At 37.1% G+C, this 23496-nt stretch carries 17 protein-coding genes; 13 read left to right on the top strand and 4 right to left on the bottom strand.

Annotated elements, in window-relative coordinates; translation table 11 throughout:
- Positions 1-3: 3 nt before the first annotated feature.
- Together MHB51_RS03010 and ribE are read left to right on the top strand one after the other, a co-directional pair.
- On the top strand, positions 4-1191 hold the full coding sequence (locus MHB51_RS03010) for a bifunctional 3,4-dihydroxy-2-butanone-4-phosphate synthase/GTP cyclohydrolase II (protein WP_066163185.1): 1188 nt from the start codon (positions 4-6) through the stop codon (positions 1189-1191).
- Between the two features lie 15 nt (positions 1192-1206).
- Positions 1207-1671, top strand: coding sequence for a 6,7-dimethyl-8-ribityllumazine synthase (gene ribE, locus MHB51_RS03005; protein ID WP_342558949.1), 465 nt, complete (start codon positions 1207-1209; stop codon positions 1669-1671).
- A gap of 118 nt (positions 1672-1789) precedes the next feature.
- Here the strand turns inward: ribE and MHB51_RS03000 are convergent, their stop codons facing one another.
- The gene (locus tag MHB51_RS03000) at positions 1790-2320 is read right to left on the bottom strand and encodes a GNAT family protein (RefSeq protein ID WP_107942715.1); all 531 of its coding nucleotides are present in this window, start codon (positions 2318-2320) and stop codon (positions 1790-1792) included.
- Positions 2321-2673: 353 nt separating this feature from the next.
- Here MHB51_RS03000 and MHB51_RS02995 point away from each other — a divergent pair, with 353 nt between their 5' ends.
- The 4 genes from MHB51_RS02995 to MHB51_RS02980 all read left to right on the top strand — a co-directional run bounded on the left by MHB51_RS02995 (position 2674) and on the right by MHB51_RS02980 (position 8049).
- Positions 2674-4482 (top strand): dynamin family protein, encoded by a 1809-nt coding sequence (locus MHB51_RS02995; RefSeq protein WP_342558948.1) that lies wholly within the window; start codon positions 2674-2676, stop codon positions 4480-4482.
- A 61-nt stretch (positions 4483-4543) separates the two neighbouring features.
- Complete coding sequence (gene yfkAB / locus MHB51_RS02990) at positions 4544-5665, top strand: radical SAM/CxCxxxxC motif protein YfkAB (RefSeq protein WP_342558947.1); 1122 nt, start codon at positions 4544-4546, stop codon at positions 5663-5665.
- A gap of 33 nt (positions 5666-5698) precedes the next feature.
- Complete coding sequence (locus MHB51_RS02985) at positions 5699-6091, top strand: nucleoside deaminase (RefSeq protein ID WP_342558946.1); 393 nt, start codon at positions 5699-5701, stop codon at positions 6089-6091.
- A gap of 515 nt (positions 6092-6606) precedes the next feature.
- Entirely contained in the window at positions 6607-8049 is a 1443-nt protein-coding gene (locus tag MHB51_RS02980) for an MDR family MFS transporter (protein WP_342558945.1), read from the top strand.
- 292 nt (positions 8050-8341) lie between these two features.
- On the opposite strand, the gene MHB51_RS02975 is transcribed toward MHB51_RS02980, so the two are convergent.
- Entirely contained in the window at positions 8342-10237 is a 1896-nt protein-coding gene (locus tag MHB51_RS02975; protein WP_342558944.1) for a right-handed parallel beta-helix repeat-containing protein, read from the bottom strand.
- A gap of 210 nt (positions 10238-10447) precedes the next feature.
- Between MHB51_RS02975 and MHB51_RS02970 the strand changes: the two genes are divergently transcribed.
- The 7 genes from MHB51_RS02970 to MHB51_RS02940 all read left to right on the top strand — a co-directional run bounded on the left by MHB51_RS02970 (position 10448) and on the right by MHB51_RS02940 (position 22504).
- Entirely contained in the window at positions 10448-11278 is an 831-nt protein-coding gene (locus tag MHB51_RS02970) for a DUF2785 domain-containing protein (RefSeq protein WP_107942719.1), read from the top strand.
- A gap of 42 nt (positions 11279-11320) precedes the next feature.
- Entirely contained in the window at positions 11321-11950 is a 630-nt protein-coding gene (locus tag MHB51_RS02965; protein ID WP_342558943.1) for a hypothetical protein, read from the top strand.
- A gap of 515 nt (positions 11951-12465) precedes the next feature.
- A complete protein-coding gene (gene acnA / locus MHB51_RS02960) occupies positions 12466-15171 on the top strand; it encodes an aconitate hydratase AcnA (protein ID WP_066163168.1) in 2706 nt (901 codons plus the stop codon).
- 724 nt (positions 15172-15895) lie between these two features.
- Entirely contained in the window at positions 15896-17254 is a 1359-nt protein-coding gene (locus MHB51_RS02955; RefSeq protein WP_107942722.1) for an S-layer homology domain-containing protein, read from the top strand.
- A gap of 136 nt (positions 17255-17390) precedes the next feature.
- The gene (locus MHB51_RS02950; RefSeq protein ID WP_342558942.1) at positions 17391-18035 is read left to right on the top strand and encodes an S-layer homology domain-containing protein; all 645 of its coding nucleotides are present in this window, start codon (positions 17391-17393) and stop codon (positions 18033-18035) included.
- Positions 18036-18238: 203 nt separating this feature from the next.
- The gene (locus tag MHB51_RS02945) at positions 18239-20440 is read left to right on the top strand and encodes a 5'-nucleotidase C-terminal domain-containing protein (protein WP_066163161.1); all 2202 of its coding nucleotides are present in this window, start codon (positions 18239-18241) and stop codon (positions 20438-20440) included.
- Between the two features lie 378 nt (positions 20441-20818).
- Entirely contained in the window at positions 20819-22504 is a 1686-nt protein-coding gene (locus tag MHB51_RS02940; RefSeq protein ID WP_161956394.1) for a methyl-accepting chemotaxis protein, read from the top strand.
- 208 nt (positions 22505-22712) lie between these two features.
- Here the strand turns inward: MHB51_RS02940 and MHB51_RS02935 are convergent, their stop codons facing one another.
- Positions 22713-23006, bottom strand: a complete 294-nt coding sequence (locus MHB51_RS02935) for a YxcD family protein (RefSeq protein WP_066163154.1) — start codon at positions 23004-23006, stop codon at positions 22713-22715.
- Complete coding sequence (locus MHB51_RS02930) at positions 22994-23458, bottom strand: hypothetical protein (protein ID WP_066163151.1); 465 nt, start codon at positions 23456-23458, stop codon at positions 22994-22996. The genes MHB51_RS02935 and MHB51_RS02930 overlap by 13 nt, the downstream gene beginning before the upstream one ends.
- Between the last annotated feature and the right edge of the window lie 38 nt (positions 23459-23496).

Raw genomic sequence — 23496 nt, 5'->3', positions numbered from 1 at the left:
ATTATGTTTAATACGATAGAAGAGGCAATTGCTGACTTAAAGCAGGGGAAAGTGATTATTGTTGTAGATGATGAGAATCGTGAGAATGAAGGCGATTTTGTTGCATTAGCTGAATATGCCACGCCCGATGTGGTTAATTTTATGGCAACGTATGGAAAAGGGTTAATTTGTACACCGATTGATTTACAAATAGCGCAAACTCTTCAGCTTGAGCCAATGGTTACAAATAATACGGATAAGCATCAAACGGCATTTACTGTAAGTATTGATTATATTGATACTACAACAGGAATTAGTGCTTTTCAAAGAGCATTAACTATCGAAAAAATGCTTGATGATAAGACGGAGCCACAGCACTTCCGTCGTCCGGGGCATGTTTTTCCTTTAATCGCAAAAAAGAATGGGGTACTCGAAAGACCTGGACATACAGAGGCAGCGGTAGATTTAGCAATACTTAGTGAAAGTAAAAAGGCTGCGGTTATCTGTGAAATAATGAATGAGGATGGCACGATGGCTCGTCTACCCCAATTAAAAAAAATGGCCTTAGATTTTAATATGAAGCTTATTACGATAGAAAGCTTAATTCAATACCGTCTTAAAAAAGAGCTAATTATCTCACGTGAAGCAGCAATTCAACTGCCATCACATTATGGTGATTTTACAATGATTGGCTATGCTAATCCAATTGATTTTAAGGAGCACGTTGCTGTTGTTAAAGGGGATTTGTCCAATGTAGAAGCACCGCTAATACGTGTTCACTCTGAATGTTTAACAGGCGATATTTTTAATTCAAAACGCTGTGATTGCGGAGCTCAGTTACAACTAGCACTTGCTAAAATCGAGCAGGAAGGAGTAGGGGCCATCCTTTATATGCGGCAAGAGGGGCGAGGAATAGGGTTATTAAATAAATTAAAAGCATACGAATTACAAGAAAAAGGCTTTGACACAGTAGAAGCTAATGAAATGCTTGGCTTTGCTTGTGAACTACGCAATTACAGTTTATGTGCGCAAATGCTAATAGAATTAGGGGTAACACAAATTCGTTTATTAACAAATAATCCAGATAAAGTAGCGCAGCTAGAGCGATACGGTATAAAAGTAGTAGAACGTGTACCCCTTGTTGCTGGGTTAGTAGAAGAAAATGCTAATTATCTAAATACAAAAAAAGAGAAGATGGCACATTTATTATAAAAGGAGGAATTATTGATGGTAAAAACATTTGAAGCACAGCTTGTAGGTACAGGATTAAAGATAGGTATTGTTGTTGGACGCTTTAATGAATTTATTAATGATAAACTATTAGCCGGTGCAATTGACGGTTTAAAACGCCATGGCGTAGAGGAAAATGCTATTGATGTTGCTTGGGTACCGGGAGCGTTTGAAGTACCCTTTATAGCAAAAAAGATGGCAGAATCTCAAAAATATGATGCTGTCATCGGACTTGGTACAGTTATTCGTGGAGCTACAACGCACTATGATTACGTTTGCAACGAGTCCGCAAAAGGAATTGCTAGTGTAGGTCTACAAACGGGTGTTCCAACTATTTTTGGACTTGTTACAACCGAAACAATCGAACAAGCAATTGAGAGAGCTGGAACGAAAGCTGGTAATAAAGGCTATGATGCTGCAGTTGCTGCAATTGAGATGGCTAATTTATCAAAAATGTTTTAAGCTAGGATAACTTCAATATGTAAGCCTTGGGTCTCTAATTCTCTGAATTACCAAGCGGTAAGGCTGTCTAAAAAGTAAGTTAGGACACTACTTTTTAGACAGCCTAATAAATTTCATTTTAATCTGTTTTTAAGAGCGAGTAAATATTGATGTCTATAAAGCTTGCTTTAGATTTTTCGTATTGTCTAAGCGTTCCTTCAAATGTGAAATTAAGTTTTTGTAGTACTTTGATTGAATTGGCATTGCTAGGCTCTACCTTTGCTTCGATTCTGTTCAACCCTAAGTTTTCAAAAGCATAATGAACCAATGCTTTAATACCTTCAGGAGCATAACCCATGCCCCAATAGGCTTTAGCAATATCATAACCGATTTCTGCTTTCGAGTTTTCGAAGTCTATTGAATTAAATCCGCAAGTACCAATTATTTCATGGGATTTAATTTCAATCATACTGAAGCGAATTGCTTTATTAGCCTGAGCTAAATTTTCTAGGAGCTCAATCATTTCTTTTGCTTGTGTTTCGTCTGTGAAATTAGAAATGTTCATAAATTTAGTTACATCCGGGTCAGACCAAATTTTAAATAAGCTGTGTGAGTCTGAAACTTGCATTCTTCTTAAATGCAGTCTTTTGGTGTTTAATTCTTTTATCAATACTTTTACCTCCAATATTTTTTATAGGTTGAATAAAAAATATTGTCATCCGCGCATAGTTCAGTCCCTTCAAATTGGAATAACTGTATTATAGCAAAAAATAAAATTTTTTTTAGCCTTTAATTAAAATTGCTTTTGCTGCATTCTTTTTAAGCTGGCAAACAATGAATGATTATCAAAATTTGTACATTTATGCGTATTGTCCTACTAAAATTTTATTATTATCATTTACGTGGTTCATATTTAGGTCTTTTTGCTTTTCATCTTTAAGCAAATTAGACTTATCATTAAAAGTAGCCATAAATAATAGTAACTAGAGGGGCTACGTCACCGCACTAAAAAGAGATGGGAGAGTGGAGCGAAATATGGAAACAAATTCATTACATCAACTTATTGAGCGCATGAAGCCACTGCATGTTATGTTAGAACAAAATACATATATAACTGATACAACGAAGCGCCTAAAGCTAATTATTGAGGACGCTCGCGAGAAAGAAGCATTGCTTTTTTTAGGAAAAGAGCGTGTTGGAAAGACGACACTTATTAATGCTTTATTAGGGAGAGAATTACTGTCTGTAAGTACGAAAAATCCAACTAGTGTTAATACATTGATTAAGTACGGTGAGCGTGAATGTGTCAAGGCATATTTTTATGATGGCATGATTGCGACATTCGATATTGATAAAATCCAGTTACTAACAACAGGCGACACTTTTAGTGCTCAAATTATTCGAGAGCATTTAGATTATATTGAAGTTTATATTCAGCATGAGTTATTGCAGCATGCAACAATTGTGGATACGGTTGCGTTGCAAGTAGGCGCGGATAATACTGCTTATTTTTCCAACGTCATGTTGGAGCGGGTGCAAGAAGTATTTTGGGTATTGCGCAATGGCTCTGCTGCAACCTTAGATGAATATAATTTATTAGTTAAAATGAATGAACAAAATATAAAGCCATACTTTATTGTTAATGCTGTCGATGAGCGTGCGGCGACCACTAGCGATTTTATGAAAGAGGAGCTAGCGCGATACGGAGAGCTGTGTAAGGAAATGCTTAGTGTTTCTGCTTTGCAGGCAATTGAGGCGAAAAAAACGAATAATACACAGCTTCTTATTGATTCAAATATTACACAGCTTGCTCAACTAGTGAAAGAGGTTGCTCACAATCCTGCAAAAAAAATGCAGCATACGGCAGAGCGCTTTAGCAGATGGTTAACTCGATTGTATAGTGAATTCGCAATGATTCCAGAGCGGGAGCCTTATTTATCTGCATTTGAAAGCATAAAGAAATACGTAGAGGAAGCCAATGTAGAGTTTTCACTGCAACAGCGAGATATGGCGATTTTAGCTGAATTTGAAGAGGAGTACAAGCAAGCTAGTCAAGTGTTAAAATCAGTCCAAACTTTATATCAGTTATTACAAGTTTTAGCAACTGAATTGTATTTACGTGATGATAGGATTGAACAATTTGAGGGGCAGGCTATTGCTTATCAAGAGGCGGTTCGTGATTATCGAAAATGCCATGCAGAATATGCACAGTTACTTGCGCAGGTCGATAAGCAATTTGAAAAAACATACAGTGTACCTCTTGTAGAAGGGCTGCATAACGCTAATAGTCTAACTGATTATTTTACAGAGCAGATTGGCCGACTTGATGAGCTACAGCAGCAATGTGCCACGCTATTTGAAATAATTAAAGAAAAGGAAAAGGATATTTTTCGTCAATTATACACAGTGCAAAATCATATTACTGCACTAGCAGGTGGGCGATTACAAGCAATTTTGCAGCAAGTGAATGATTTAAGCAGGCAACAGCTAAGAGAGCGCACATTTATGCAGTCCTATTCCGATAAATTAAATGAATTTACTTGCATTGTTGAGGCACAAAACTTTGTGCGCGATGCGATTCGTCCATTTTTACAGAGCGAGGATATTTTGCTATCAGCAGGGCAGCTTGAAAGCACACTAGCAACAATTGATGCCATTGCGGCACTATCATTACCTCATCAGCAGCTTAACGAGCAAATGCCAACATTATTGAATGAGCATACAATTATAAAATGTGATTTTGATTCAAAGTATAAATTGCAGCCATTGCATTTAACGGAGGCGGATGTCGTATCAGCGGAGCTACCAGAGCTTCCCGAAAAACTACTATAAGGCGTAATTGATAAACTCCCTAAACTATGCGAAAATCGTATATGTAGAAAGGGAGTTTTTTATGAATACATTGTATAAACCTCATGATCAATGGGAGAGTTATCATGATATTGATCGCTATGGCAAATTAACCTTATCAAATATTGAGTTCACAACGACGAACTTATGCAATATGCGCTGTGCTCATTGTGCTGTTGGCTACACGCTACAAACAAAGGAAGCACCTGCAATTCCTAGTGAGATTATTATTAAACAACTTGACCGTGTTGAAACACTACGTGTGATGAGCTTTACAGGTGGTGAACCTCTTTTAACAAAACGAGGCATTCGAGATAATTTATTACCGCTTCTAAAATATGCCAAAAACCGCGGCATCAAAACGCAAATCAATTCTAATTTAACATTACCGATGTCGCATTATGAGCTAGTAGCACCTTATTTGGATGTGATGCACATTTCACATAATTGGTGCGATGAAAAGGAATTTGTAGAAACAGGCTTTGCGATGATGCAACAAAAGCCATCTGTTGAAAAAAGAGCCGAGCTATATCGTAATATTTTTGATAATGCCCGTGAATTATCAAAGGGCGGGTTATTCGTATCAGCAGAAACGATGCTAAATCGCAATACATTACCATTTATCGAGAAAATTCATGATGAAGTGGCAAATGAAATGCTTTGTAAGCGCCACGAAATACATCCAATGTATGCAAGCGATTTTGCAAGCGCACTCGATGTGATTAATTTGAATGAGTACCGAGCTGCTGTCAATCAAATTCTAGATTTCCGCAATGAAGATATTTGGATTTTATTTGGCACATTGCCGTTTTATCCATGTAGTACAGATGAGCTTGACCAAGCTTTGCTGGCACGTATCCGCAATGCGTCAAATATTACGATTCGTAATGATGTAGACGGTCGTTCACGTATGAATTTGAACATTTTCACAGGTGATGTATCGGTATCAGATTTTTCTGATGATGGCTCCGCATTAGGCAATATTCAAACTGCCTCATTGGAAGATATTTATGAGAAATGGCTAAGCACGAATATTTCATCCAGTATTAATTGCCATTGCCCAGCAGTAAAATGCTTAGGGCCAAATATTATTGTAAAAAATATGTACTATCCAACAAAAGAATTTACAAGTGGAACAGTGCGAGCTGTAGGTGTTGGTCACTAATAAATTTCAACGCTATTGAAGGGAGAGAATTGTATGCATGAAAAATTTATGGCACAAGCGATTCAGCTTGCAGAAGACAATGCTGCACAAGGCAAGCAACCTTATGGGGCGGTGCTTGTCAAGGATGGAGAAGTAATTGCAGTAGGGGTAAATGATGTAGAAGCAACATTTGATCCGACAGCACATGCAGAAACATTGGCAGTGAAGGAGGCTTGCCAAAAGCTAAAAACATTCGACTTATCGGGCTATATTATGTATGCGAGCGGGGAGCCTTGCCCAATGTGTCTTGGTACAATGTACTTAACAAATATTTCAGAAGTATATTATGCAAATCCTTGCGTTCCAGGTGGCTTGTCTGCCGCTATTTATGAGGAGCTAAAGCTTCCCCAAGCAAAGCGGACAATGATGCAAATTCGTAAGCTATAGGGCTAAGAGGCAAGCCGCACATAGCTAGTTTTTGACCACCAATTTAGCTTATTGAAATAGAGAATACTAGGCGCTGTCTAATGGAGTTGTCCGAAAAGTCCATTTTGTTTTGCCACCGCGTTGAAATGAATGTTTTCATTGCTTCCCTTTTACTGAAGGATAACACTGCTAAAGCCAGTGTTCATCCCATTTTTAAAAGAGGCGTTTTCTGTTTATATGAATCTCCATTTTGCGAAACATCATCGCTACTGTCCAAAATGCCGGCTATGCAGGGCTTTTTGGACAGCCCCTCGGACAGTAGCGATAGTGTTGTAGCAAAAAGGAAGAAATAAAAAACCTTACCGTCAATACACTGTCAAAACAAAGATTTCCGTTTTAGTTTACGAAAGCTGGAAATCCGCATATACATCCTGCAATGTAAAAAATCGCTGTTAGCGTTTTTTTTTATCTTTCCTCTTTCATTTTCTCCTTAAAATTGTTAATGTATGACATGCAGGAAAGGTAAAGGTGACAAAATGAATAAAGTATTTATCGCATTGCTACTCGTAACAGCATTAGCTGCAATTGAAGGAACAATTGTTAGTACAGCCATTCCGAGTATAACCGCTGATTTATTAGGCGTTGATTTAATAAGTTGGATTTATTCTGCCTATTTATTAGCTTCAGCAATTGCAGCAATTATATTTGGTAAGCTGGCCGATTTATTTGGACGTAAACGAATGATTATTATCGGTATTATTATTTTCTCAGTTGGCTCCATTTTATGTGGGTTAGCGCAAACGATGGAGCAATTAATTGTTTTCCGCGCCGTTCAAGGGATTGGGGCCGGCTCCATTTTACCAATTACATTAACGATGGTTGGGGAGTTATTTAAAACGGAAAAAGAGCGCGCTAAAGGGCAAAGCTATTTAAGCATGGTATGGGGCGTATCTGGGGTTATCGGTCCTTTATGTGGAGGCTTTATCGTCGATCAAGTTTCATGGCATTTTATTTTCTTCATCAATGTGCCGTTTGGGTTAGCTTCTATTTATTTAATTGCCAAGCATTACAGTGAGCAATTGGAGGTAGTGAAGCGGAAAATTGATTATTTAGGTGCTGTCTTATTTACAATTGGGATGGTTGCGCTTTTATATGTGATTATCGACAACAGTAAAACGCAGGCTTGGTTCGAGAGTAGCTCACTTATTATGTATGCAGTAGCACTTGGATTTTTAGCCGCTTTTATAAGAGTGGAGTTGAAGGCAGAGGAGCCAATCATTCCATTAACATTGTTTAAAAATGGGCGTTTAATGGTTATTAACGGTTTAACGCTCTGTGCGATGTCAATTGTGATTGGAGTTACAGTATATATTCCGATATTCGCCCAAAGTGTACTCGGTAAAAATGCCACACAGGCTGGTTTATTATTAACGCCGATGTCAATATTCTGGACCGTCAATTCGATTATGGCAGGTCATTTAATCGGGCGCTTAACGAATAAACGTATTATCCAAATGGGAACGATATTGCTTACTATTGGTACAATATTACTTGCCAGATTAACTGCCGGCTCTAGCGATTTGAGCGTTTATATCGGCTCCTCATTAGTCGGACTTGGGATGGGCTTTATTATGCCTATGCTAATGATTTCCATTCAAAAAGTGGCTGATCCGAGGCAGCTTGGTACATCAATTGGATTGAATTCTTTTACAAATACATTTAGCCAAGCTATCGGTGCAGCTTTTTTCGGGATGATTTTTAACCTGATTACAAGTGATAAGATGGCCTCGTTAGGAAAAGGGGAAATTCAATTAAATGGTGAATTTGCAAAGGGCGGCTTTAGTGCAGATGAAGTTAGCTTTTTACAGCAAACAATTGCTGGGGGGGTTAGCTATATTTATATAGCGGCTCTATTATTCGCCGTATGCGCATTTATTTTCTCGTTCTTTATTGCGACAAAGTCAAAAATGCGGATTTAAAATAAAGGCTGTTCAGAAAATGTATTATTTTTCTGGCAGCCATTTTTAATTTCTTTCAGTAATTTTTTCTGAGACGGGTAACCGCAGGAGCACATTGTTTTCGTACCGATAGCAAGGAGACAGGTATAGAACCCCCTCCCTCATATAGATGACAGGACCTCTAATAAATGCATACGGTGAAAGAAAATCCATCAACTACTAACCTAGCCACAGAATGTGTACCTAAAGCTAAATTTAGAAAAGGGTTAGATAAGGCGTAGCTGATGAATAAATACAGAACGAATATTCATATTTAATTTCCACTAGCCTCATCAATGAAAAGATGCTGACTATCTTTATTGTTAATCCTTGAATGCTGAATGGTCATTTCAGAAAAATGTCTTGCTTGCACATTTGCCAATTGCTTATTATTCGTTATCTTGCAGTGCTCAATAGAAGCTTTAGAATAGTGGGAAATAGCTATATTTATTGTATTTTGGTTTAACAGCTGTGTTTGCAGCAGCTTAATCTTAGTGTGTAGCGTCGCGATAATTTGTGTGTCTTTATGCTCTGTAATTTGACAATTTTCAATGCGAGCATCGCAAGAATCCGTAAGCGTAAGTGCATTTCGGAGCCCCTTTTCAATGGTACTATCAAGCATGACAAGTGAGCTATGATGAAGCACAATTTGTTGCAAAAGGTGCGCGGATATGATGCTACGTGTAATGTGGACGAAGCAATTATTAGCCGCTTTAATGGCTTCAAAACGTCCATTTTTAAGCTTGGAGTCGACAATATAAATTTTTGTCGAATTATTTCCTGTAATTTGTGTATGATTTTCGTCATAAACTGTACTTTTTGTCATATATAATAGAGAGGAATCTGCGATATACATACCTTTACCACGAATGAATTTACTTTTATGAATAGTAATACTTGATTTTTGCGTTGCATTAATATGTGATAGGTTGTTATCTGAAAAGTGGTTATTTTCAATCATAACCGCCGCTTCTTGCTGCGCTGTTAAGCCATGGCCGTCATTTCTTATGAATTGATTGTCGAACGCAATAAGCTCGCTATTGTCAATTGTTATGGCTGATTGAATATGACCGCTGACAACGCTACGTAGCAAAGTGCAATGTGAATGTTGCTGTGCTACGATACCTAGCTGTCCAGTGCAAAATGTACATTGTTCAACGGAAACGCTTGACCGTTCTGACAATAATAATTGGATAAGCTCGTTATGTTTAAACGCTGTACGAGAAAAATGAGCAACAGCTTGTTTATGTAGCTCCACACCAATTTTTGAAGAACCATGTAAAGTACTCGTTTGAATGAATAATGCAGATTGGTCATTACCATAAATATGCGCATTATAATTTTGTGAAAAATGACAATTATAAATAGCGGCCTCAGAAAACAAAGCGAGTTGTATGCCGTACTTTTGACCGTATTGGATTTTACAATTGTCCATATGCAATACACTGCCCTGTAACCCAATTTGTGAAGCGCGATGATGTTGTATGGTTGTATTTTGTAGCTTTATTTGACAGCAATCCTTAGCATCTATAGCGCTGTTTCCGCCATGCTCAATCGTACTATCATTTATAATAAGCTCACTCGTGCTTTCAATAAGTAACTGTGTACAGCGCTGTTTCGTAAAATGACTGTGTTGAATACTCGCCTTGGCGCTTTCTTTTAGTACAATTGCATGTTGCGCATCTTTAAGCTGACATGAGACAAGCTCTAGATGGGCGTTTGTTGCAGTAATATGTGTGGCAGGACATGCTGTTAAGTGACAGTGACTCAAACTCGCTTCACTGCCCTTTTTTAATAAAATAGGCGTATTTGCTAAAGTGCATTCCGTCATTTTCAACAATCCATGACAGACGATTATACCTTCGTTAAGTGTGTCTCCTTCAAAGTAGCATTGTTGAAACAGAACAGCGCCCTCAACGATAATTTTAATATCATGTCGAAAGGTTAATTTTTCAAAGTGAACGATAACCCCTTTAGGAATGTTTATAGTTCCTGATAGAATGGCGGTTGCATCTTTTTTTCCTTTTAAAGTTAATGACTGGTCAATCCATAGCGGCGTATTATATTGACCGGGCATTAAAATTAAACTATCGTTATGTTGTGCCTTTTTTAAAGTAGTGGATAGTGATTTAAAAAAAGCAAATTTTGAAGCAGACACTTTATGTATCATTGTAACGAAACCTCATTTCATCTAATTGTCTTGTCAGTATGACCAAAAATAGTAAAGAATTTTCAAGTGAATAATGAAAAATTTCAAGTGTGATTAGTCAAAAAACAAAAAATCTAAAAATTCTTAAAAAACAAACTTTTATTTGATTAATGCTATGAAAATAATTGGGCATCTATTACAATAGAAGTAGATATACACGGAGGCGCAAGTATGACAACGATTTACGAACCATTGCTGCAAATGGATTACGAGCAAAGAAAACAATATATGCAGCAGCATAGTGAGAAAGTATTAAGCGAGTTATTGCAGCATATAGGCTATGCAAATGAAGAGCATCACGATAAAATCGTGTATCGGCTTTTTGGGGAGCTGTTAACCGAGCGACTTTGGTCGAAAGAACAGCTAGTGAGGACGGCACTTATATTGCCAACAAATGATTATTTATTTAAAAACATGACAAATAGCGATCAGGAGAGCGTTTTTACACGTTCATTTTCAGCACTTTGGCTCGTTTATTTATTATATTTTGATCGCGAGCGTTCATTTTTAACAAAAGAGGAAGCGCAGTTTGTTATGGTGGAAGCGAGCCGTTATTTAGAGCAGGAGCAAGATGTTCGAGGCTTTGTCCAAGGCAAGGGCTGGGCACATAGCGTGGCGCATGGCGCTGATTTACTTGCTACGATGCTGACACACCCACATTTTCCACCTCATTTAGTTCCTGTAATTTTACAAGGGATTAAAGCAACATTTTGGAAAGGAACAGCTTTTCTTGATGATGAGGAAGAGCGCCTAGCGCAAGTTTTTGAGCAATTAATCACAACTGATTTTCCAGAAGAAGTATGTATTGAATGGGTGGAACAAGTATTTGATAAATTAGCTTTCCAACGTAATAACGAGGGCTATACTGCACAGTTTTTCCATGCAAGAACAAATATTTTACGCTTTATGCGTACATTGTACTTCACATTGAAATTTTCGCATAAAATGCCGCAATTACAAGGCGTTGTCTCAATTTTCATCGGTAAGTGGACGAAATTGTGATGCAAAAGAAAAGCATATTTCGAAAGAGAAAGGGTGTGCCAAATGAAACGTAATTCTATTCAAAATTATCATACAATTTTTTCAATCGAAGAAGGACAAATCGATGAGTTTTTTCAAGTATATGATACCTTTCAATATTTATTACCATTAATAGAACATCAGCCTACAGAAAATGTGGAATGGCGCATGGTGTTCAGTAATTGGCTATTTCTCTCTACTGAAAATACAGAGCTGCGTATTTGCCCTTCAAAAAGCAATATCTATCATCCAACAAGTGCGCTATTCAGGGAGCTACTGAAACGTCCGCTAATGCAAAATTGCAAGGAGGAAGTAATGCATAGCGAACAGTATACGTATATTGCCGCAATTACAATAGCGATGGAAGTACTAAACTGGTACAAGCAAAGCCTTCATATTAAAAAAGATGAATTTCAAATGATTTCAATGTTGCTGACGAACTGTACTGCAGGTATACAAAAGGGACAAGAGTATATGCTATTAAAAATGTCCTCAGATTTAGTGGAGCAAATGACGAATGGCTCAAATTTATCATTGAAGCTTGACTACTGTTTAATGAATGCAATGCAAAAAGCTAAAAAATTGTATGAGCTGTTTTATGAGCAGGAAGAAATATACTATTGCAAAGAGCTGTATTATAGCAAGCTTTGCTAATGCCGGTATTACTTTCTAATGGGGGCTCTAAAATAGTAAACTAGCTCAAGTATGTTAATTATGTGAATCTTACCCATTTATCGCCATGTTTTAATAGGGAGAATATTTTTTATTAGGCAAATGCTCGTTGATGGCAATGAAGGAGGCGACTCCATTGGGATTAAAGGTAGGGAGGCTAAGGTCGCCATGTCCTGTGGCAACGCCTCCATGACCAACATCGTATAGGCTTCAAACTGAGAATCCATTTATTTCGGCGTTCAGCGAAATAAATTAGTTGAAGCTGCACCCCAAGGAAAGCATTCTCCGTAACGGAAATCAATAAATTTTAGGCATTCTTTGTAAAATAAAGGATAATCAATACACTTGACGCTATCGTATAAGGTCATAAAAAAAACTTATCGCAAAACATAATATTAATGTATTTTACTTATGTATAAAAATAAGTTATTATAAGAACTGGAGAAAAGAAGCTTTATAAATATCTTTTCAAATAAGAAAATATAGGGGGAACAACAATGGCACAAGAGAATTTACACAACAGCCGCGCTTCGTTCGAAGTAAATGGTAAAACATATAATTACTACCGTTTATCTGCAATTGAAGAAGCGGGTATTGCAAACGTTTCACGCCTACCTTATTCAATTAAAGTATTATTAGAATCTGTTTTACGTCAATATGACAACTATGTAATCAAAGAAGAGCATGTTAATGAGTTAGCAAAATGGGGCAAAGATGTTAATACGGAAGCTGAAGTTCCATTCAAGCCATCGCGTGTAGTTTTACAGGACTTCACTGGTGTACCAGTAGTTGTTGACCTTGCATCATTGCGTTCAGCAATGAAAGAAATGGGCGGCGACCCTGCAAAGATTAACCCAGCAATTCCAGTTGATCTTGTAATCGACCACTCTGTACAAGTTGACAAATACGGAAATGCTAACGCTTTAAAAGCGAATATGGACTTAGAATTCGAGCGTAACGCTGAGCGTTATAACTTCTTGAAATGGGCACAAACTGCCTATGACAACTTCCGTGCTGTACCACCAGCAACAGGGATTGTTCACCAAGTAAACTTAGAATACTTAGCACCAGTTGTACACGTAAAAGAAAATACAGATGGCACATTTGAAACTTACCCAGACTCAGTAGTAGGTACTGACTCTCATACAACAATGATTAACGGTCTTGGCGTTCTTGGATGGGGTGTTGGTGGTATCGAGGCAGAAGCAGGTATGCTTGGTCAACCTTCATACTTCCCAATTCCAGAAGTTATTGGTGTGAAATTAATTGGTGAATTACCAAACGGTGCAACAGCAACTGACTTAGCATTAAAAGTAACACAAGTCTTACGTCAACGTGGCGTTGTAGGTAAATTTGTAGAATTCTTCGGTTCAGGTATTACAAAATTACCATTAGCTGACCGTGCAACAATTTCAAACATGGCGCCAGAATACGGTGCAACATGTGGGTTCTTCGCAATTGATGAAGAATCATTAAACTATATGCGTTTAACTGGTCGTGATGAAGAGCATATCGCTGTAGTTGAAGCTTACTTAAAAGCAAACGATATGTGGTTTAACCCTGAGCTTGACCCAGTTTACACAGATGTAATTGAGTTAAACTTGGCGGACATCGAACCAAACTTATCAGGTCCAAAACGTCCACAAGACTTAATTCCTTTATCAAAAATGAAGGAAACTTACCGTAGCTCTGTAGTAGCACCACAAGGTACTCAAGGCTTCGGCTTAACTGAAGATGAGTTTGCTAAAACTTCTGTAGCGAAATTTGCAGAAGGTGATGTTGAAATTCCAACAGGTGCGGTAGCAATCGCAGCTATTACATCTTGTACAAATACATCTAACCCATACGTTTTAATCGCAGCTGGTTTAGTAGCGAAAAAAGCAGTAGAGCGCGGTATCAAACCTGCAAAATGGGTTAAAACATCTTTAGCACCAGGTTCTAAAGTAGTAACAGGCTATTTAGAAGCATCTGGCTTACAAAAATACTTTGACGAAATCGGCTTTAACACAGTTGGATACGGCTGTACAACATGTATCGGTAACTCAGGTCCATTATTACCTGAAATTGAAGATGCAATTAAAGATAATGACTTATTTGTTACTTCTGTACTTTCTGGTAACCGTAACTTTGAAGGACGCGTTCACCCATTAGTAAAAGCAAACTTCTTAGCTTCACCACCATTAGTAGTAGCTTATGCATTAGCTGGTACAGTTGATATCGACTTACAAAAAGATGCAATCGCAAAAGATAAAGATGGCAACGATGTATTCTTCGCAGATATTTGGCCATCAACTGAAGAAGTAAATGCAGTATTAGGCGAAGTTGTAACACGTGAGCTATTCCAAAAAGAATACGAAACTGTGTTTACAGCGAACGAAGCTTGGAATGCAATTGAAACTTCTACTGAATCATTATATACATTTGATGAAAAATCAACTTATATCCAAAATCCACCATTCTTCACGGGTCTATCAAAAGAACCTGGTGCAATCCAAGGTCTTAATGACTTACGTGTAATGGCGAAATTTGGCGATTCAATTACGACTGACCATATTTCTCCAGCTGGTGCAATCGGTAAAGATACACCTGCAGGTAAATATTTAATCGAAAACGGTGTGGCAATTCGCGACTTCAACTCTTACGGTTCTCGTCGTGGTAACCATGAAGTAATGATGCGCGGTACATTCGCGAACATCCGTATTCGCAACCAAATCGCTCCAGGTACAGAAGGTGGTTTCACTACGTACTGGCCAACAGGTGAAGTAGAGTACATTTATGATGCATGTATGAAATACCAAGAGCAAGGCACTGGCTTAGTGGTTCTTGCTGGTAACGACTACGGTATGGGCTCTTCTCGTGACTGGGCAGCGAAAGGTACATTCCTACTTGGTATTAAAACAGTTATCGCACAAAGCTATGAGCGTATTCACCGTTCTAACTTAGTAATGATGGGTGTGTTACCATTACAATTCTTAAATGGTGATTCTGCTGATTCATTAGGCTTAACTGGTGAAGAAACAATTTCTGTAAACATTACAGATGCAGTGAAGCCACGTGATATTTTAACAGTTACAGCTACATCTCCAGATGGTACTGTTAAAACATTCGATGCATTAGCTCGCTTCGACTCAGAAGTAGAAGTAGATTACTACCGTCATGGTGGTATCCTACAAATGGTACTACGCGCAAAAGCAGCTGAGTAATAAAATGAAACATTAAGAAAGCTGTCTGAAATGCATGCGAAAGCACTGCTTTTCAGACAGCTTTTATGATTTTATAAAAATGCCTCCTAGTTAAAGAAGGGCTTTAAACAGTATATTTTTATAAAATTATATTTCTGATTAATAGTTGGAGCTGTCCAAAAAGCCGTGCATAGCCGGCATTTTGGACAGTAGCGATGATGTTTCACAAAATGTTGATTCATATAAACAGAAAACACCTCTTTTAAAAATGGGATGAACATTGGCTTTAGCAGTGTTATCTTTCAGTAAAAGGGAAGCGATGAAAACATTGATTTCAATGCGGCGGCAAAACAAAATGGACTTTTCGGACACCTCCGTTTCAAGGCATCAGCTATGAATGGATACACTTTCTCACTAAATCAAATTCTGTCGAAACGAGCCATAATTTTAAGAAATTTGTCGAAATTGTAAAAAACAATTCCAAACTTCTGGATTTATGCACAATATTTATGTAAAATGAAAGTTATACGATTTAATTAATAAATAGCTTTGTACAGTGAAATTGTACTACTAAGTACATATGAAACACCTTCATCTAATAATTTAATAGATGAAAGCTTATGTTGTTTCTTATTCAGTAGCCGTGTCAAACAGCTACTAAATTAAGATATAGACTTTGGCGACTTTATGTATAATCTATGTAAGGTTAGCTAAGGTAGAATTGATTTGAGGAGGATATATTAGAATGAAAAAGAAGTTTTACACAGTAGCGGTTGCTTCATTAGCAGCGACAGCAGTGGCAGTAGCACCAGCTTCAGCAGCGGGGTCTTTTACAGATGTTGCTAAAGATAATGCACATTTCGAGGCGATTACAGCATTGCAAACGGCTGGAGTTATTAGCGGTTATCCAGACGGTACATTCAAACCAGCACAGGACGTAACACGTGGACAAGCAGCAAAAATGCTTGCTGGAGCACTTGGTCTTGATACAAAAAATGTAGAAAACCCTAACTTTGCAGATATTCCAGTATCACATCAATACTACGGTCCTATCGCAGCATTAGCAGCGCTTGGTGGTATCGAATATTATGAAGATAATACAGTAGAGCCGAATGAAGCGATTACACGTGAAGAATTTGTGTTTATGTTAGCAGCAGGGCTTGGTGTTGATGCAGAGGACGAAATTGAAAATGCAGAAAACACAATTACACGTGGTGAAGTTGCAACATTGATTTATGAAGTGTTAAGCCATGACGTAGATGAAGAAGAGCAAACAACAACTGAAGATACAGCTACTGTTGAGCAAACAACGGCTGATACAGCGCTACTAGAAACTGTTTTCACAAAAGCGATTGAGAAACAACAAGCTACAACTAGCATGAAAGCAACAATGACAATGACACAATCGATGGATATTCAAGAAGGTGAAGAACGAGTAAAAGTCGATGCTACTGGAAAAATGAATATGTCAATTGTTAACAAACCTATGCAGTTCTTCGTTGAAGGAACAATGTCTATGGTTGAGCCAACAACAGGTGAAACAATTGATATGCCATTAAAGATGTACATGACTGAAAAAGATGGCATGTATATGTATGAAGGCATGACAGGAACTTGGATTAAATATCCATCTGACATGTTTGAAGAAATCTTGGCACAAGCTGGTACGCAAATCAATGCTGCTGAGCAATTAGAAATGTTACAACAATTTGCAACTGATTTCACAATTAAAGAAGCTGATGACTACTATGTTTTATCATTAACAGGTACTGGTGATAAGTTTACTGAGCTAGTTCAAGAGCAAATGTCAGCAATGAACTTAGGGCTAGATGAGGAAGTACTAGCTGAAATGCAAAACTTAAAGTTCGATAAATTCTCTTATGAAATCAAAATTAATAAAGAAACTTTTGATATTGAAGAAATGGTAATGGACTTTGGTATCGGCATGAATATTGAAGGTGTTGTAATGAATATTAAAAACAAATCAACAATGAAATATTCAGATTTCAATGCAGTAACAACAATTACAATTCCTAGTGAAGCATTAGAAAATGCAAAGTCATTGGATGAATTAGATTTATCTGCGGTTGAAGAAGCAGAATAATACATCTAAAAGAAGCGTAGGAGATTTCCTATGCTTCTTTTTTACGTTGTCATTTCTCCTCTATAAATATTAAAATAAAGAAGTCACAGTCCACTATTTTGACAAAAAATTTTAATTATTGTAAGGAGTGTTTTCTATGAAAAACAAAATATTTTTAGCTATAATGATAGCAGCAGCTATTTCAATTGCAGCACCTGCATCAGCAGTAAATGCGTTCCTAGATGTTTCAGAAAAACATACCCATTACATTTCAATTAAAGCACTTGCTAAAGCAAAAATTATTGGCGGTTATCCGGACGGCACATTTAAGCCAGCTCATTATATAACACGTGGTCAAGCGGCAAATATAATTACAAAAGTACTTGCTATTGATACCAAAAACGTAAAAGAACCATTCTTTTCTGATTTACCAAAAACACATCAATATTATGGAGCGATTGCGGCACTTGCGGAGCGCAAAGCTATTAAACTAGAAGATTTTTTGTTCTATACAGTAAAGCCAAATGAAACAATCACACGTGGTGAAGTCGCGTTCATGCTTGCACAAGCGTTAGAATTGGAAGCACAAGGTACAAGTCCATTTACTGATGATAAATACATCAATATTACATACGACGACTTTGAAGACATATCGCTTGAGCAATGCATTGCAGCCATTTATGAAAATAATATCGCTAAAGGCATTTCATCAAAGGAATTTGGTGTCGAGCAAAATGTAACACGCGGTCAATTCTCAACAATGATTTACAATGTTATGATACTACTTGATAAAGAAAAATAAAGAGATGTTGAAAGCTTAGCTGTAGTAATAACCACAAACTCCATTAAATTAATGTAAAATACATTTATACAACATGCTAATATGACGGGCATGTTGTTTTTTTGTTAAGAATACTGTGAATTATCTAGTATTCTACAACGCTTTCATGTAAAATTTAAATGTACTGATTATTTAGTAATCTAAAAATGGAGGTAGTTTGCCCAATGAAAAACAAACGAAACAAATTTTATGCAGCAACGGCAGCCGTTGCGGTTACAGCTACTGTTGTCGCTGTAACACCAGCACTAGCAGCGAGTACTTTTTCTGATGTAAAAGCGGGAGATGCTCATTATGAAGGAATTACAGCATTGCATGGAGCAGGTATCATTAGCGGTTATCCTGACGGTACATTTAAGCCGAATCAAAATGTAACACGTGGACAAGCTGCAAAAATTATTGCGGGTGTATTAGGTCTTGATACGAAAAACGTAGAAAATCCTAACTTTGCAGATATTCCAACATCACACCAATATTACGGTCCTGTTGCAGCATTGGCAGCGCTTGATGCTATGGAAATCTATGAAGACAGCACAATCGAACCAAATGAGGCAATTACACGTGGTGAATTGGCTTACATGATTGCACAAGCATTAGGTTTAGAAGCAGAAGGCGATAGCCCATTTACAGATGTACCAGCAGACAATGATTACGCATATTTTGTCACAGCATTATATGAAGCAGGCATTGCACAAGGTATTTCTGAAACGGAATTCGGTGTTGACAGCAATGTAAAACGTGGTCAACTGGCAACATTTATTTTAAATGCAGTAGGCACTTTGACTGAAGCACCTGAGGAAACACCAGAAGTAACAACAGGTGATACTTTTAATTTATCAATTTTACATGTTAACGATACACATTCTCATACAGATAAACTACCTAAATTAGCAACAGCAGTAAAAGAACAACGTGCGAAGAAGGAAAATGTTTTAACATTGCATGCGGGTGATGCGTTAACAGGCACTTTATACTTTAGCGAATTTAAAGGGAAGGCTGATATTGATTTATTAAATGAAATTGGCTTCGATGCAATGGTTCTTGGTAACCATGAATTTGATTTAGGGGCATCGCCGGAAGGACATCAAGCATTAGTTGATTTTATTAAAGCTGCGAAGTTCCCGATTGTCGATGCCAATGTTGACTTCTCTAATGATGATAAGTTCACGGGTTTGTTTACAGATTTAATCTCAAGTGAGCCTGAAAACGGTAAAATATATCATGGAATTGTAAAAGAAATCAATGGTGAAAAAATTGGGATTTTTGGTCTTACGACAGAAGAGACAAAAGGAATCTCTTCACCGGATGAAGTAACATTCTCAAACTATATTGAAGAGGCAAAGAAAGCAGTAGCTGCATTTGAAGGTATGGGCATAAACAAAATTATTGCCTTAACACATATTGGGTATAGAGACAGTGCTTTGATTGATAATGATATTGTATTAGCGCAAAATGTACCTGGTATCGATATTATTGTAGGGGCACATGATCATACAGAATTATTAACTCCAGATGCTGAGCATTCTGCAAGTGATGCACCGACATTAATTGTTCAAGCACATGAATACGTAAACTATTTAGGAACGCTTGACGTAACTTTCGATGAAAACGGTGTAATTACAAAATATGACGGTGAGTTAATTAAGCTTGGTGAAGTTGCCGATGACGAGAAATTAGTTGAATTATTAGCACCATATAAAGCCAAAGTCGATGAAGTAATGAATGATAAAATTGGTGTATCAATTACAGAAGATTTAGTAGGGGAGCGCGAAGTAACACGTACTAGTGAAACAGCGCTTGGCAATATTATTACAGACGGTATGCTGGCAAAGGCACAACAATACACAGATAAAACGGTTGTAATGGCATTACAAAATAGCGGTGGTATTCGTGCAACAATTCCAGCAGGTGACATTAGTGTAGGTCATGTTATTGAAGTGTTACCTTTTGGGAATACATTGGCGATTATGGATTTAACAGGTGCTGAATTGAAAGAGGCATTTGAATGGTCTGTCAAGGATATACCAGGTGCAAATGGTGCTTTCTTACACATTGCAGGTGCGAAATTACAATATGATTCATCAAAAGAAGCGGGCTCACGTGTTGTATCAATTGAGTACTTCGATCAAGCAACAGGCGAATATGTCGCACTAGAAGATGATAAAACATATACTATCGCAACAAACGCATACACTGCCAAAGGTGGAGATAGCTATGCGGTATTTGAGAAAGCGTACAATGAAGGGCGTGCGACAGAGCTAGGTTTATCCGACTGGGAAAACTTCCGCGAGCAATTACTTTCATTAAAAGAAATTAAAACAACAACTGAGGGACGCATTATTGACCTTGGAAAACCAGTTGAGGAATAATTAAAATATAAATAAAAAATTGTCTGAGAAGTGTGCGAAGGCACTGCTTTTCAGACAATTTTTTTTATTTGCCCTATTTAAGAGAGCAAATCATGAATTCAATGCTTTATTCAAACAAGTAAAACTACAATTTCAATCGCATCAAAAATTGTTCCATCTTCTTAACTATTAAATACCTTTATTGATTTTTCTTAATTGTCGATAAAATTATCAGAATTCTATATTTCGAACTATTATAAAGAGTATAAAGTCATATAATTTTCGAAATGGTTACATGTCCATATTGCTAGAAAATTTACAACTTTCGAATAGCAACATTGACATAGTATAAAAGAAATGAATATAATGGTATTGTGCGCAAAAAGGGGGTATTTTTGTTTGAGTATTGGGAAAAAATTATACATATCTTTAGGTACATTAATCGTAATTATATTTGGTATTTCGGTGTTTAGCTATTTACAAATATCGAATGTAAACAATAGATATAATGAACTAATAGATAGTCGTTTAGAGCAAATTTATTTGGCAGCAGAGGTTGAATCAAGCGTTGGCGGCCAAGGTGCTTTTTTACGACAGTATGTATTAGCGAAGGGCTCGGATGCGTTATCAAGCTTGGAAAAAGAGCAGGCCGCAATTGCAACTTCTTTACAAAGATTAGAAGAGATTGCCTCGCCAGGGACGATGCAAGATTTACTAGCTGAGCTAATTGAAGCAAATGCTAATTATAGTGATGCAGTTGCACGTGTAATAAGCTTAGTTGACGATGGAAAAGTTGATAGTGCAATTCCAATACTAAATATTGAGGTTCGTAATGTTCATAATAAACTAAGTACGGCAGCGAATGAAATGCTTGTTTATAATAAGGAACGATTTACAGAAACTCAACTCGAAACTGGTAAGCAAGTAGAGCAAGTGACAATTATTTTAATGGCAATTTCAATTATTAGTATAGTAATAGGTATTGTAAGTGTTATTATTATTATTCGAGTAGTAATTATGCCGTTAAAGAAATTAGCGGGCGCTGTTGACCAAATTGCAACAGGTGATTTAACCGTTGATGATGTCGTAGTTAAATCAAAAGATGAGGTGGCGACGATTGCCACATCCTTTAATGTGATGAAATCCTCATTGCGTGAATTAATTTCTGTAGCCAATCAAAACGCTGAGCAGCTTTCCGTTATTTCGAGAGAACTGACAACAAGTACAGCACAAGTATCATCAACATCGACAACTGTTGCCAGCAGTATTGAACAGATTACAGAAAGCACACAAGGATCATCACAAATTGCAATAGATACTTCTGTAGCAATGGATGAAACAGCGTTTGGAATTCAGAATATTGCTGAATCTACGCAAACTGTACACAATGAAGCACAAAATACACAAGCGGTTGCAAGCAAGGGGCTTGTAACAATTGCAGATGCGAAGGAGCAAATGCAAGATATTTATAGTTCAACAAAGCTGACGACAGAATTGATTTCTAAATTAATTGCACATTCTGAGCAAATTCAAAGTATTTCGAATGTAATAACAGATATTACAGATCAAACGAACTTATTAGCATTAAATGCAGCAATTGAAGCGGCTCGAGCTGGAGAGCATGGAAAAGGCTTTGCAGTCGTTGCAGACGAGGTACGTAAACTAGCAGAGCAGTCCAAATCCTCAGCTAATTTAATTGTTAATTTAACATCTGAAATTTTACATGAAACGAAAAATGTAGAGGGCGCTGTTGCGGAAAGTTTGCAGCGCGTTGAAGCAGGAGTGAAAGTAATTGAAGTAGCCGGTGATTCGTTTAATCAAATTACAGGTGCTGTAGAAAATATGACAATGCGTATTGCAGATGCATCTGCTGTCACAGAGCAAATTTCTGCCGCGACCGAGGAAGTATCGGCATCTGTATCAGAGCTAGCATCAAATGTAAGTGGCGTGGCTGGAAATACGGAAGAAATCGCGCAGCAAATCGGTGAGCAGGTAGCGTCAATTCAGGAGATTAATGCTGTATCGACAGAGCTTGAAATTAAAGCTGAGGAACTTGCGCAAGCAATTGCGAAATTCAAAATATAAAAAATTAAAGTGAAAATTGTTTGAAAAGTATGCAAAGACACTGCTTTTCAAACAATTTTTGCTTTTTATTGATAGTATCAGCATTTTTTAGTAAAGAAGAAGTTATCCTTGAAACAATAGGAATATGATTTTTATTTATTCATTTTAAAACAGGATAAATATAAAAGAACGTCTGAAAAGCATTGCTTTTCAGACGTTCCCTATAAGATTACCATGAAACGTTAGCAATCATACCTTCTTCTTCGTCAATATCGAGGGTAATTCTAGCGCTGATGGAATCGCGTTGTAGCTCCTCGTCAATATAGAGGCGCAGTGCGGTAACGAAATTTACTGAATTATAAAGCTCCATTTGTCCGTTGACATAGGCCTCAGCCGTATAGCCTGCTAAATCGTCATACATTAACTCTACTTCTACATTTTCAGGCTGCGTATTTTTAAAGCGTGCATGGAAAAGGCAAATGGCATTGATTAAATCTTGCTCAAACAATGTTAGTTGTTCCATGTTTTTGATGTCTCTTCTTTCTTTTTACGCGTCATTACTTGATAAATTTTAATACATAGGAAAACAATTACTGCGATTGCTGCGGCATTAACCATAAAGCCTAAAATAGAGCCTAAAATACCTAAGTCACCGAATAAACTACCAAATAATAGACCTGCTAAACCACCGATGAATAACCCTTTCATTAAGCCACCAGATGTAAAGCCACCTTTTTTCGTTTGTGTTGTATCATTATTTGAGTTATTTTTATTGTTTTGATTTGTAACTGTTGAGTTATTTTCTTGGTCTTTCTTCTGAATATTTGATTGATTATTATTATTAGTTTTGAAGCCTTTTTTACCTGATTTATAGGACTTTGCTTCTACTTGATGATCCCCACCAAAAAATAATGTTGTGCCTACACTCGAAAAGACAAGTGTAAATGCTAAAAATACTGCTGCAAGTTTTTTCATGTTTTTCCTCCGTTATTCTAACAATAAAATTTTCTACA

Origin of the sequence: Metasolibacillus sp. FSL K6-0083, from assembly GCF_038630865.1 — a bacterium.
Taxonomy (GTDB): Bacteria; Bacillota; Bacilli; order Bacillales_A; family Planococcaceae; genus Metasolibacillus; species Metasolibacillus fluoroglycofenilyticus.
Note: the sequence above shows the minus strand (reverse complement) of the source record. Positions and strands in the feature narration are given on the sequence as shown.

Coding starts and splice junctions, on each gene's coding strand:
- MHB51_RS03010 (WP_066163185.1), top strand. CDS start 4: ATGTTTAATACGATAGAAGAGGCAATTGCTGACTTAAAGCAGGGGAAA.
- ribE (WP_342558949.1), top strand. CDS start 1,207: ATGGTAAAAACATTTGAAGCACAGCTTGTAGGTACAGGATTAAAGATA.
- yfkAB (WP_342558947.1), top strand. CDS start 4,544: ATGAATACATTGTATAAACCTCATGATCAATGGGAGAGTTATCATGAT.
- MHB51_RS02985 (WP_342558946.1), top strand. CDS start 5,699: ATGCATGAAAAATTTATGGCACAAGCGATTCAGCTTGCAGAAGACAAT.
- MHB51_RS02980 (WP_342558945.1), top strand. CDS start 6,607: ATGAATAAAGTATTTATCGCATTGCTACTCGTAACAGCATTAGCTGCA.
- MHB51_RS02975 (WP_342558944.1), bottom strand. CDS start 10,237: ATGATACATAAAGTGTCTGCTTCAAAATTTGCTTTTTTTAAATCACTA.
- MHB51_RS02970 (WP_107942719.1), top strand. CDS start 10,448: ATGACAACGATTTACGAACCATTGCTGCAAATGGATTACGAGCAAAGA.
- MHB51_RS02965 (WP_342558943.1), top strand. CDS start 11,321: ATGAAACGTAATTCTATTCAAAATTATCATACAATTTTTTCAATCGAA.
- acnA (WP_066163168.1), top strand. CDS start 12,466: ATGGCACAAGAGAATTTACACAACAGCCGCGCTTCGTTCGAAGTAAAT.
- MHB51_RS02955 (WP_107942722.1), top strand. CDS start 15,896: ATGAAAAAGAAGTTTTACACAGTAGCGGTTGCTTCATTAGCAGCGACA.
- MHB51_RS02950 (WP_342558942.1), top strand. CDS start 17,391: ATGAAAAACAAAATATTTTTAGCTATAATGATAGCAGCAGCTATTTCA.
- MHB51_RS02945 (WP_066163161.1), top strand. CDS start 18,239: ATGAAAAACAAACGAAACAAATTTTATGCAGCAACGGCAGCCGTTGCG.
- MHB51_RS02935 (WP_066163154.1), bottom strand. CDS start 23,006: ATGGAACAACTAACATTGTTTGAGCAAGATTTAATCAATGCCATTTGC.
- MHB51_RS02930 (WP_066163151.1), bottom strand. CDS start 23,458: ATGAAAAAACTTGCAGCAGTATTTTTAGCATTTACACTTGTCTTTTCG.